Annotated in this window: 9 protein-coding genes and 1 pseudogene; 5 read left to right on the forward strand and 5 right to left on the reverse strand. The window is 71.6% G+C overall.

The annotated features are described in order from the left end of the window. Positions 1-49: 49 nt before the first annotated feature. The 4 genes from A6F73_RS02400 to A6F73_RS02415 form a co-directional block, all read right to left on the reverse strand. Complete coding sequence (locus A6F73_RS02400) at positions 50-1222, reverse strand: acyl-CoA dehydrogenase family protein (RefSeq protein WP_063346212.1); 1173 nt, start codon at positions 1220-1222, stop codon at positions 50-52. A 13-nt stretch (positions 1223-1235) separates the two neighbouring features. Further along, positions 1236-3236, reverse strand: coding sequence for a biotin carboxylase N-terminal domain-containing protein (locus tag A6F73_RS02405; RefSeq protein WP_063346213.1), 2001 nt, complete (start codon positions 3234-3236; stop codon positions 1236-1238). 105 nt (positions 3237-3341) lie between these two features. Further along, positions 3342-4940, reverse strand: coding sequence for a carboxyl transferase domain-containing protein (locus A6F73_RS02410; RefSeq protein WP_063346214.1), 1599 nt, complete (start codon positions 4938-4940; stop codon positions 3342-3344). After that, positions 4937-6685 carry an acyclic terpene utilization AtuA family protein gene (locus tag A6F73_RS02415; protein WP_063346215.1) on the reverse strand — a complete coding sequence of 583 codons (1749 nt, stop codon included), beginning with the start codon at positions 6683-6685 and terminating at the stop codon, positions 4937-4939. Before A6F73_RS02415 ends, A6F73_RS02410 begins: the two co-directional genes overlap by 4 nt. A 378-nt stretch (positions 6686-7063) precedes the next feature. Here A6F73_RS02415 and A6F73_RS02420 point away from each other — a divergent pair, with 378 nt between their 5' ends. The 4 genes from A6F73_RS02420 to A6F73_RS02435 all read left to right on the forward strand — a co-directional run bounded on the left by A6F73_RS02420 (position 7064) and on the right by A6F73_RS02435 (position 11224). After that, the gene (locus A6F73_RS02420) at positions 7064-7462 is read left to right on the forward strand and encodes a DUF6188 family protein (protein ID WP_159398322.1); all 399 of its coding nucleotides are present in this window, start codon (positions 7064-7066) and stop codon (positions 7460-7462) included. 49 nt (positions 7463-7511) lie between these two features. After that, a complete protein-coding gene (locus A6F73_RS41240; RefSeq protein WP_159398323.1) occupies positions 7512-7712 on the forward strand; it encodes a DUF6368 family protein in 201 nt (66 codons plus the stop codon). Between the two features lie 331 nt (positions 7713-8043). Next, the gene (locus A6F73_RS02425) at positions 8044-8535 is read left to right on the forward strand and encodes a hypothetical protein (protein WP_244293260.1); all 492 of its coding nucleotides are present in this window, start codon (positions 8044-8046) and stop codon (positions 8533-8535) included. A 706-nt stretch (positions 8536-9241) separates the two neighbouring features. Beyond that, positions 9242-11224, forward strand: a complete 1983-nt coding sequence (locus A6F73_RS02435; RefSeq protein WP_063346218.1) for a S9 family peptidase — start codon at positions 9242-9244, stop codon at positions 11222-11224. A gap of 20 nt (positions 11225-11244) precedes the next feature. Here the strand turns inward: A6F73_RS02435 and A6F73_RS42780 are convergent. Beyond that, positions 11245-11405, reverse strand: a pseudogene (locus A6F73_RS42780) (IS5/IS1182 family transposase); the annotation flags it as partial. A 65-nt stretch (positions 11406-11470) separates the two neighbouring features. Here A6F73_RS42780 and A6F73_RS02440 point away from each other — a divergent pair. Continuing rightward, the gene (locus A6F73_RS02440) at positions 11471-12340 is read left to right on the forward strand and encodes a S1 RNA-binding domain-containing protein (RefSeq protein WP_244293573.1); all 870 of its coding nucleotides are present in this window, start codon (positions 11471-11473) and stop codon (positions 12338-12340) included. The last annotated feature ends 24 nt before the right edge of the window (positions 12341-12364 follow it).

Here is a 12364-nt window from a genome sequence, read left to right on the forward strand (position 1 = left end):
TGGATGCGTCCGGTGGGTGCGGTGCGTCCGGTGCGTCCGGCGCTGCGGACTAATAGGACTTCGGGAGGCCGAGGGTGTGCTGGGCCACGTAGTTGAGCACCATCTCGCGGCTGACCGGGGCGACCCGGCCGACCCGGGTGGCGGCCAGCAGCGCGCCCAGCCCGTACTCCTGGGTGAGGCCGTTGCCGCCCAGCGTCTGCACCGCCTGGTCGACGGTACGGGCGGCGGCCTCGCCGGCCGCGTACTTGGCCATGTTGGCGGCCTCCCCGGCGGCCACGTCCTCCCCCGCGTCGTAGAGCAGCCCGGCCTTCTGGGTCATCAGCCGGGCCAGCTCGATCTCCACCGCGCACTGGGCCAGCGGGTGGGCCAGGCCCTGGTGGGCGCCGATCGGGGTGGACCAGACGGTGCGGGTCTTCGCGTACTCGACGGCCTTGCCGAGGGCCTGGCGGGCCAGGCCGAGGGAGAACGCGGCGGTCAGCACGCGCTCGGGGTTGAGGCCGGCGAACAGTTGCAGCAGGCCGGCGTCCTCGTCGCCGACCAGGGCGTCGGCGGGCAACCGGACGTCGTCCAGGAAGACCTGGAACTGCTTCTCGGGGGCGACGAGTTCCATCGGTATCGCCCGGTACTCGAAGCCGGCGGCGTCGCGCGGGACGATGAACAGGCAGGGCTTGAGCCTGCCGGTGCGGGCGTCTTCGGTGCGGGCGACGAACAGCACGGCGTCGCAGTGGTCGATGCCGGAGACGAACACCTTGCGGCCGGTCAGCAGCCAGTCCCCGCCGTCCCGGCGGGCGACGGTGGAGATCCGGTGCGCGTTGGAGCCGGCGTCCGGCTCGGTGATGCCGAAGGCCATCTTGCGGCTGCCGTCGGCGAGTCCGGGCAGCCAGCGCTGCTTCTGCTCCTCGGTGCCGAAGCGGGCGATCACGGTGCCGCAGATCGCCGGGGAGACGATGAGCAGCAGCAGGGGGCAGCCGGCCGTGCCCAACTCCTCCAGCACGATGGCGAGATCGGTGACGCCGCCGCCCCCTCCGCCGTACTCGGCGGGCAGGTTCACGCCGAGGTAGCCGGCCTTGCCGGCGTCCGCCCACAGCTCGTCGGCGGGCTCGCCGGCCCGTGCCTTGGCCATGTAGTAGGCGGAGCCGTAGCGGCGGCCGAGGTCGCCGACGGCCTGGCGCAGGGCCCGGCGTTCGGGGGTCTCGATGAGCTGACTGCCGATGGTGGACATGCGGGGTCCTTCCTCAGGCTTCTGCGGCGGGCTGGACGGCGGCTGTTGCAGCGGGCTCGGCGGCAGGCCCGGCCTCGGGCCCTGGGGCGGGCTGCACGACGGCGAGCAGGGTGCCGAGCTCGACCTGACGGCCGGGGACGGCCCGGAGTTCGACCAGGACGCCGTCGGCCGGGGCGGTGACGCGATGCTCCATCTTCATCGCCTCCAGGACGAGCAGCGGCTGACCGGCCGTGACGGTGTCGCCGACGGCGGCGGTGGTGCGCACGACGGTGCCGGGCATCGGGGCGAGCAGCGCGCCCGGGTCCGTCCGGGCGGCGGGGTCGGGGAAGCGCGGCAGGGCGGTGAGCGCGATGCCCCCGTTCGGGGTGTCGACGTACACCCGGTCGCCGTAGCGCGCGACGCGGTGGCCGCGCCGGACGGCGCCCTCGCGCAGCGTGACCTGCTCGGGCGAGGCGTCCAGGAGCTCCGTCTGCGGGTGGTCGTCGGCCCGCAGGCCGTCCCGGGTGAGGCGGTAGCGGACCTCCAACTCGGAGCCGTCGTCGGCGCGGTAGCGCTTGGACTGCGGCTGCGAGGGCAGGTTGCGCCAGCCCGACGGCAGTGCGCCGTGCGGGCCGGTTCGCCGGGCGGCGGCGTCGGCGAGGGCGGCGGCCAGGGCGGCGCGCGCGGTCTCCTTGCCGTCCGGGGCGGTGAGCTCCGCCGCGTGCTCGGCCAGGAAGCCGGTGTGCAGGCGTTCGGCCAGGAAGGCCGGGTGCCGCAGCGCCCGGACCAGCAACTCCCGGTTGGTGGCGGGCCCGTGGACCCTGGCGCGGGCGAGCGCGTCGGCCAGCCGGCGGGCGGCGGCGGCGCGGGTCGGCGCCCAGGCGATCACCTTGGCGAGCATCGCGTCGTAGTGCGGGGTGATCTCGTCGCCGGCCGCCACGCCGGAGTCCAGCCGGACGCCCTGCCCGCCGAACTCCTGGTACGGCACGGTGAGTTCGAGGCGGTGCAGGGTGCCGGTGGCGGGCTGCCAGTCCTTCGCCGGGTCCTCCGCGTACAGCCGGGCCTCGATCGCGCAGCCGGTGGCGGGCGGCGGGACCGGCCCGGGCAGCCGCTCCCCCTCGGCGACGGCGAGTTGGAGCGCCACCAGGTCCAGTCCGGTGACCGCCTCGGTGACCGGGTGCTCGACCTGGAGGCGGGTGTTCATCTCCAGGAAGTGGAATCGGCCGTCCTCGCCGAGCATGAACTCGGCCGTACCGGCGCCGGTGTAGCCGATCGCCCGGGCGGCGCTGACGGCCGCCGCGTGCAGCCCGGCGCGCACCGCCTCGGGCAGGCCGGGGGCCGGGGCCTCCTCGATCACCTTCTGGTGCCGCCGCTGGAGCGAGCAGTCGCGGTCGCCGACCGCCCAGACCGTGCCGTGCGCGTCGGCCAGCAGCTGGACCTCGACGTGCCGCCCGGCGGGCAGGTAGCGCTCGCAGAACACCTCGTCCGAGCCGAAGGCCTTCGCCGCCTCGGCGCGGGCGGCGGCCAGTGCGCCGGGGAGCTCCGCGAGCGTGCGCACCACCCGCATGCCGCGTCCGCCGCCGCCCGCCGCCGCCTTGACGAGGAGCGGCAGGTCGGCCTCGGTGGGGTCGGTCAGGGCGTCCAGCACGGGCACCCCGGCCGCGGCCATCAGCCGCTTGGCCGCCGTCTTGGAGCCCATCGCGGCGATCGCGGCCGGCGGCGGGCCGACCCAGACCAGCCCGGCATCCAGCACGGCCTGCGCGAACTCGGCGCTCTCCGACAGGAATCCGTACCCGGGGTGGACGGCGTCCGCGCCCGCCGCCAGCGCGGCGCGGACGATCAGGTCGGCGCGCAGGTAGGTGTCGGCGGGCGCGGCGCCGGGCAGCCGCACGGCCGCGTCGGCCTCACGGACGTGCGCGGCCCCGGCGTCCGGGTCGGAGTGGACGGCGGTGGTCGCGACGCCCAGGGCCCGGCAGGTGCGGAAGACCCGGCGGGCGATCTCGCCACGGTTGGCGACCAGCAGGTTGGTGATCATGTCTCGGGTGCCCCTCACAACTCGGCCTCACAGCTCCGTCGAACAGCTCGCTCTCGCAGCTCCGTCTCACAACTCGGTCTCGCAGCTCGGTGTCGCAGCTCGGCCTCACATCCGGAAGACGCCGTAGCCGCGCGCGCCCTCGACCGGCGCGTTGTGGATCGCGGACAGGCACAGGCCGAGCACCGTACGGGTGTCGCGCGGGTCGATCACGCCGTCGTCGTACAGCCGCCCGGACAGGAAGACCGGCAGCGACTCGGCCTCGATCTGCTGCTCGACCATGGCGCGGATCGCCGCGTCCGCGTCCTCGTCGTACGGCTGCCCCTTCGCGGCGGCCGACTGCCGGGCGACGATCGACAGCACCCCGGCGAGCTGCTGCGGGCCCATCACCGCGGACTTGGCGCTCGGCCAGGCGAACAGGAAGCGCGGCTCGAACGCCCGCCCGCACATGCCGTAGTGGCCGGCGCCGTAGGACGCGCCGATCAGCACCGACAGGTGCGGCACCCGGGAGTTGGCGACGGCGTTGATCATCATCGCGCCGTGCTTGATGATGCCGCCCTGCTCGTACGCCCGGCCGACCATGTAGCCGGTGGTGTTGTGCAGGAACAGCAGCGGGATGTCCCGCTGGTTCGCCAACTGGATGAACTGGGCGGCCTTCTGGGACTCCGCGCTGAACAGCACGCCCTGCGCGTTGGCCAGCACGCCGACCGGGTAGCCGTGCAGCCGGGCCCAGCCGGTGGCCAGGCTGGTGCCGTAGAGCGGCTTGAACTCGTCGAAGTCGGAGCCGTCGACGACCCGGGCGATCACCTCGCGCGGGTCGAAGGGCACCTTGAGGTCGCCCGGGACGATGCCCAGCAGCTCCTCCTCGTCGTACTTCGGCGGCTCGGCCAGCCGGTCCGGCGGCGGGCCCGGCTTGCGGTGGTCCAGCCGGGCGACGATCCGGCGGGCCAGCCGCAGCGCGTCCGCCTCGTCCGCCGCGAAGTGGTCGGCCAGACCGGAGGTGCGGGCGTGCATCTCGGCGCCGCCGAGCGACTCGTCGTCGGCCTCCTCCCCGGTGGCCATCCTGACCAGCGGCGGGCCGCCGAGGAACACCTTGGCGCGCTCCCTGACCAGCACGGTGTGGTCCGACATGCCGGGCACGTAGGCGCCGCCGGCCGTCGAATTGCCGAACACCACGGCCACGGTGGGGATTCCGGCCGCGGAGAGCCGGGTGAGGTCGCGGAACAGCGCGCCGCCGGGGATGAAGATCTCCTTCTGGCTGGGCAGGTCGGCGCCGCCGGACTCGACCAGGTTCACCACCGGGAGGCGGTTGTCGAACGCGATCTCGTTGGCGCGCAAGGCCTTGCGCAGCGTCCACGGGTTGCTGGCGCCGCCGCGCACGGTCGGGTCGTTGGCGGTGATCAGGCACTCCACGCCCTCGATCACGCCGATGCCGGTGACCAGCGCCGCGCCCACCGGGTAGTCGCTGCCCCAGGCGGCCAGCGGCGACAGCTCCAGGAACGGCGAGTCCGGGTCGACCAGCAGCTCGATCCGCTCACGCGGCAGCAGCTTGCCGCGGGCGCGGTGGCGGTCCACGTACTTGGGGCCGCCGCCGGCCAGCGCCTTGGCGTGCTCGGCGTCCAGCCCGGCCAGCTTGGCGAGCATCGCGGCGCGGTACTCGGCGTACTCGGGCCCGGCCGGGTCGACGCGGGTGGGCAGCACGGTCACAGCAGGGCCTCCGGGATATCGAGGTCGCGGGAGCGCAGCCACTCCCCGAGCGCCTTGGCCTGCGGGTCGAAGCGGTGCTGGGCGGCGACGCCCTCGCCGAGCAGGCCGGTGAGGGTGAAGTTGACCGCGCGCAGGTTCGGGAGCAGGTGCCGGGTGACGGGCAAGTCGGCGGTCTCGGGCAGGAGTTCGCGCAGCTTGTCGACGGTGAGGGTGTGGGCGAGCCAGCGCCAGCCCGCCTCGGAGCGGGCCCAGACGCCGAGGTTGGCGTCGCCGCCCTTGTCGCCGCTGCGGGTGCCGGCCACCAGGCCGAGCGGGGCGCGGCGGGTCGGGCCGGCGGGGGGTGCGTCGGGGAGTCCGTCAGGGAGTGCGTCGGGGAGTGCGTCGGGGAGCGTCGGCTCTTCGGAGGTCTCGGCCGGCCGGCTCGTCACCGGGGCCGGCGGGACGGCGAGCCGGCGGCCGTCCGGCAGTACGGCGGTGTGCTCGACGGCCTTGGCGTCGACGTACGCGGCGGCGAACACCCCGTACGGCGCTCCGGGGCCGGGCGGCGCGGTGAGGTGGAAGCCCGGGTAGCCGGCCAACCCCAACTCCACGGCGGCCTTGCCCAGTTCGCGCCCGACCTTGGCCTGGTCCGGGTCGCGGGCGGTGAGCCGGAGCAGGGCGGAGGCGGCCTCCTCGGTGCCGGCGTCCGGGTGGTCGGTCCGGGCGAGCGTCCAGCGCAGTTCGGCGGGCCGGGCGGCGGGCGGCAGGGCGTCCAGGAACTGCCGCCGCACCAGGTCGACCTTGGCCTCGATGTCGAGGCCGGTGAGGACGAACACCACCTCGTTGCGGTGGCCGCCGAGCCGGTTCAGGCCCACCTTCAGCGTGGGCGGCGGCGCCTCGCCGCGCACCCCGTCGATCCGAACCCGGTCCGGCCCCTCCTCGGCGAGCCGCACGGTGTCCAGCCGGGCGGTGACATCCGGGCCCAGGTAGCGCGCGCCGCCCGTCTCGTACAGGAGTTGGGCGGTGACGGTGCCCGCGGTGACGGCGCCGCCGGTGCCCGGGTGCTTGGTGATCACGCTGGAGCCGTCGGCGTGCAGTTCGGCGATCGGGAAGCCCGGGCGGGTCACGTCGTGCTCGCGGAAGAACGCGTAGTTCCCGCCCGTCGCCTGGGCGCCGCACTCCAGCACGTGCCCGGCGACCACCGCCCCGGCGAGGGCGTCGAGGTCCGCCGCCGTCCAGCCGAAGTGGGCGATCGCGGGCCCGGCGACCAGCGCCGCATCCGTGACCCGCCCGGTGACCACCACCTCGGCGCCCGCGGCCAGACAGGCCGCCACCCCGAAGCCGCCGAGGTAGGCATTCGCGGCCAACAGCCCTTCGGGAAAGCCGAGTTCGCTCCGGCGCGCCAGCAGGTCGTCCCCCTCGACGTGGGCGACGGCCACCGCAAGACCCTGGCGCTGCGCCAGGTTCCGCAGTTCGGCGGCGAGCCGGGCCGGGTTCAGCCCGCCCGCGTTCACCACGATCCTCACCCCGCGCTCCTGCGCCAGGCCGAGGCACTCCTCCATCTGCCGCAGGAACGTCCGGGCGTAGCCGAGGGACGGGTCCTTCAGGCGGTCCCGGGCCAGGATGAGCATGGTCAGCTCCGCCAGGTAGTCCCCGGTGAGCACGTCCAGCGGCCCGCCGGTGAGCATCTCCCGCACCGCCGCGAAGCGGTCCCCGTAGAACCCCGAGGCGTTGCCGACCCGCAGTACCGAGCGTTCGCGCGCCAAAGCGCCTCCCCTGCAGACGGGTTGGCGACGCTCCCACACGAGCGCCGCCGGGCAGCAGCGTGGCACCGGGCGCAGAAAAAAGCAATCACGCCTGCTTGTTTCAGGATGGCTCCGCCGTTCGCGTTGAACCACACCCCGGTGTGACTGGAACCGATAGGTGGCGGTTGGAACCGATAGGTGGCGGCTCCAGACTCCCGCCACACTGAGTGACTGTGACTGGTCCAGATAGATGTCACCTGGTCGCGACGTCTGTCACCGCACCTGCTGGCCCTCTCCCCGAAGCGAGCCGGGATGCGGCACCTGGTCACAGCCACGGGTCTTTTCGGCTGGCGCTATCGGTGCTCCGTAGTACATCTTCCGGTGGTGAGTGAATCATTGTTGACCGAGCACGATGACCGTTGGATCATGAACCTTCGCGGCCAGGCCGTCACCAGGATCAGCATCGACTACCAGCTGACTCTCCTGCTTGACTCGGATGCCCGCGTAGTTCTGGGATGCCCCTTCGAGCTCACCCAGGGTGCCAACGGAACCCGTGAGCCTGTCGTCCTCGACCCGGGGCGACAGGATGTGGTAGCCGCACTGGGGCTGTTCGGAGCGAAGGTCCTGTCTGCGGTGGCCTTCAAGGCAGGCTCGATGCGGCTGGTCTTCGACAACGGCTGCCACCTCAACAGCCGCACACACCCGGACTTTGAGGCATGGGAAGTACTCGGACCTGGAGGCTGGCGGATCATCGCGAGGCCGGGCGGGGGGCTGGCGGTCTGGTCCGGCCGGGGCTAGCCCAAAATGATCAGACGCCCGCCGCCGGGTCCTGGTAGAACCTGGTCCGGTGGCACTTGAGCCACGAGGCTCCGGGGGCGGCATGTCGGGACCGGCAGTTGGATTGTGGCTCTTCGAACCATACGGGTTCGCGGACATCCTGACCGATGTGATCCCGTGGTTGGAGACCTTTTGCGACCCGGTGGAAACCAAGGCCGGCGGCGACGTGGATTTCTGGAGGCATGGCTACCGCATCCTGATTTCCACTTGATCAAGTAGCGCCTCAGTGTCGACCTTCTTGGCGAGGAGGTCTCCTTGCCGGAGGAAGAGCCTTCGTAGGGCTGCGTGGTGCCAACAGGGATGACAAGTGACCGCCTGGTGCGAAGAGTTCTGGCAAAGTGGTTCCAACTAGCTCGTCACACACGGGGAAGAAGGCCAGGTCACCGCAACTGGCCGGTCCCAACTAACGCGTCACGCCACAGCCGCAGTCCCGTTCCTATCAACGCTCGTGGTCCTCACCAGAGCCCCTAATCCCCCAGGCCCTGGCTGCGCGAGCCACTAGGTTGGTGTTCGTGGAGACGCGGGGGCAGAGGTATCGGTATGTGGGTCCGGCGGAGCTGAAGGCGCTCGTCCGCGCGGGCAGTGCGGGTCGGAGCATCCGTTCGTCGGCGGACTTCGGCGAGTGGGTCTCTGCGCTGACCCTGGATGAGTTGGCCGAGCCGTTCACGTTCGTCGTCGACAGCGGCGGGGTGCTGCGACTGGCTGCGCGGCGCAGCGAGCACCTGGTGTGTGCTGGCGGCGGAGAAGTGCTGAGCGCTGGCGAGATGAGCTTCCATGAGAAGTCCGGGCGGTGGATGGTCGAGGAGGTCAGCAACCAGTCGACCGGCTACTGCCCGGACGCCAGCTCATGGCCAGCCGTGGCCGAGGCCCTGGACCGGATCGGGATCCATCGCCCGTCCGGGTTCACGCAAGAGGTGGTCTTCCGCCGATGCCGCTCCTGCCGGGAGCTCAACATCGTGCGGGAGGAGGACTTCGTCTGCGTCTTCTGCGGCGAGGATCTGCCGCAGGAGTGGAACGTCAGGGAGCCCGGGTGACTGGTCAGACAGCGAACATCGCATCGCGTTGCGAGTGCGGCAGCACAGCGGTGCGACAGGTGAACCAGCTCATCCTTCACGATGAGTTGTGGTGGGACTCGGAGTTCTCTTGCGGGTCCTGCGGCACCTACTTGTGTGAACACGCTGGTCCGGGACCAGCGCCCGATGATGTCCGGGAGGCTCTACTCGCGGCGCACGGACCCGTCAGGCTGCGGCTGGTCGGTCCGGTTCCCAGTCTCGTCCCGGCTTTGAAGGTCCTTCGGGAGGTCTCAGCGGCCTCGTTGTCACGGGCTCGTGAGCTGGTTAGGGAGCTGAGCCACGATGGCCTGGTGGGGACCTTGTCGGAGATGGAGTTCCTCAAGGCCCGGCTGCAACTGCGCGGGGTTCACGTCGACATCGATCGGTAGCGATCCCTGGAGGCACCGACAACTCGCGGTTGGTTGCAAGAAACGTGACCACTTGGTTCCAACAAGCATGTCCCGTCGTCCGGGAACCACTGGCTCACGCTTCCTCACCGGTGCCAACTACCGTGTCCAGGCTCACTGATTCGGCGGCACCTCGCGGAATCACCTGTGCAGATCACTGACCCGCCCGTTGACTACGGCTTCCAGTCACAACGACCTGATTCTCCGAAACCCGACTGACACCGGCCCGTCGGTGCGACAGGATGTCCGTCCGTCGTACTGGCGAGTGAAAGGCAGTCCGCATGCCGCAGCCTGCACCGCGACCGACTCCCGAATCGACCGACCTGCTCACCGCCGAACTGGTGGTGGACATGGCCACCCCCGTGACGCCGGCCATCTCGCCGGACGGCCGCCTGGTCGCCTACGGCGTGGTCGCGAACAGTGGCAGGGACGGACGGCCGCACAGCTCGGTCTGGGTCGCCGCCGCCGATGGCAGCGCGGCCCCGCGCAGGCTGACCGACGGCACGGCCCGCGCCGCCGCCCCGAAGTGGGCGCCGGACTCGGCTTTCCTGTTCTTCACCTCCGACCGCGAGGAGCGGGGCACCGCTCAACTCCAGCGGATCCTTCTGGACGGCAGCGGGGACATCGCCGAGGCAGAGCCCCTGACCAGCTGGCGCGGAGGCATCGGCGACCACTACCCGCTCGCCGACGGCCACACCGTCGCGCTGCTCGCCGAGGACGAGCCCACCGCGGAGGATGAACGCCGGGAGGCCGAGGGTGACGACGCGAAGGTCTGGGGCCGGCACCTCCCCGCCACCCGGCTGCGCCTGCTCGACCTGGCGACCGGCGCGGTCCGCACCGTGGACGGCCTCGGAGACCGCCATGTCGTGGAAGTGACCCAGCGTCCGGACGGCGGCCCGCTGGCCGTGCTGAGCTGGGCCACCCCCGAACTCGACCCCGGCGTCACGACGGCAAGACTGCACCTGGTCGCCCCGGAGACGGGCGCCGTCCAGGACCTGGGCCCGGTCGGATTCGAGGCCCGGTCCCCGGTCTGGTGGAATCACGAAGGTGAATGGCATCTGGCCCACCTGGCGGTGACCCCCGGGCACTTGGTCGGCGCGCTCGCCGTGATCGACACCGTCCCGCCGGTGACCGGCCCGACCGTCGAACAACGCAATCTCACGGTCGGCATGCCCGCCTGCCCCACCGAGCTGGTGCAGGTCGCCGACGGGCCGCCGCTGGCGCTGTTCGCCGACGGGCTGGACACCGCGCTGTACCGGCTCGATCCGCAGTCGCTGCGGTTCCACCGACTGTCCTGCGCGCCCGGGACGTTCGGCACGCCCTGCACGCTCGCCGGGCTCGCTGCGAGTCGCTCCGGAGAGACCCTCGCCGTGCTGCTGAGCACCGCGCGCGAGCCCAGGAACGTCCACGCGGGACCCACGGGCGGGCCACTGCTCCGGCTCAGCGACACCAGTCCCGAACTGCGCGGGATCCGCTGGGGTGTCCAGGAACGGCTCAGCTACCAGGCGTCCGACGGACTCCAGTTGGACGGCCTGCTGATCCTGCCGCCCGGCCGGACTCGAGGCCAGGGCCCGTTCCCGCTCGTCACCATGGTCCACGGCGGCCCTTACTTCCGCCATGCCGACGAGTTCGCGCTCACCGCGGTCGACTGCGGGCAGTGGCTGGCGACCGCCGGATACGCGGTCTTCCTGCCCAATCCCCGGGGCGGGTCGGGCCACGGCCATGAATTCGCCGCCGTGGTGGCGGGCGCGGTGGGCGGCGATGAGTGGACCGACATCCTCGCCGGGATCGACCTGCTGATCGCCGAGGGAGTCGCCGATCCCGAGCGCCTGGGCATCTCCGGCTGGAGCCACGGCGGTTTCATGGCGGCCTGGGCCATCGGCCAGACCGAGCGCTTCAAGGCCGCCATGATGGGCGCCGGCATCACCGACTGGGGCATGCAGGCCGGGACCGGCGAGTGGGGAGTCATGGACGCGGCGCTCGGCGGCAGCACCGGCTGGAACGGGCCGGGACCGCACCTCCACGACCGGAACAGCCCGATCTCCCACGTGTCCCGGATCCGCACCCCGGTCCTGATCCTGCACGGCGAGCAGGACACCAACGTGCCACTCGGCCAGGCCGTCCACTTCCATCGCGCACTGCGCCACTTCGGCGTCGAGCACGAGTTCGTCGTCTACCCCCGGGAGGGCCACGGGCTGCACGAGCGCGCCCATCAACTCGACGCCCTCCGGCGCATCCGCGCCTGGTACGACCGCTGGCTGTAGGCCCGTACCGGGGTGGGCATCGAGTCATGATCAATGAGTGGCGCGCCCCTGGAGCCCTTCCTCTTTCGGTTCCGGCCTGGTCCACCTTCTCCGGGATGACGGCTTCGATGCCGCGTCTGCGCGGGTGGGCCCGGTTGCTGCGGCACGAGTAGGCCCTGTCCCCGGCAGCCGCGTCCGGCCGGGCAACCAGTGCAGCCGGCGCCGACTAGGCTCGCCTCCGTGTCCGAACCAGCCCCTGACCCTCGCATGCAGTCCTTGATCAACCAGCTCCGGCCGGGGGCCGTGAGAACGGTGAAGGTCACCGGGTTCGACGGAGCGGACATCCTGGTGGAGCTTGTGGATGCCGAAGGAGGGAAGGCCGAGATCGGTCGGATTCCTCGACAGGAGGCGTCGATGCGTCAGATAGAGCATCCATCCGAGCTGTTTGAGGTCGGCCAAGAGATCAATGCCGAAGAGATCGGGCGCTGGCGCGAAGGTCAGCTTCACCTCTCCGCCAGGGCGTGCGAGATTCCGGCCCTTCGGTCCTTCCTCCTCGCGTTCGAACGAGGGCAGGTCGTCGCTGGGACAGTCTCCGAGGTTCACAACTTCGGGGTCTTCGTCCACGTCGATGGCGAACCGGACGGCCTCTGCACGGGCTTCGTCCGGGTGCCGGACCTGACGTGGGCCTGGATCAACCACCCCTCCGAAGCAGTCGAAGCCGGCCAACGGATCACCGCCGAGGTAATCATCGCCGAGACGCGCTCCGGACAGGTCACGCTCTCGTTGAAGGCTCTGCAGGAAGATCCGCTCATTCGGTTTGCGGATCAAGTCGGTCGGGTTCTCACCGGGCCGATCACCAAGATCGTTCCTTTTGGTGTGTTCGTGCAGCTTGCTCCCGACGTTGTGGGGTTCCTGCACCTCTCAGAACTGGCTGACGAGCGCGTCGAGACCCCGGATCAGCTCGTCGATGAAGGCGAACTGATCACGGTGAAGGTCGCCGAGGTCGACCTCCAGCGTCACCGGGTGCGGCTGGGTGCCGCTGGTAGAGCGGACAGCACCGGCCTCATCCGACGAAGCCTGGACCACCCACCGCTGGCAGACACGTCCCCACCGTCGCCCCTGGACACCAGTCCCTGAGGATCCCCACGCCCTCGGGGGACC

This window comes from Streptomyces sp. MJM8645 (assembly GCF_001625365.1).
GTDB lineage: Bacteria > Actinomycetota > Actinomycetes > Streptomycetales > Streptomycetaceae > Kitasatospora.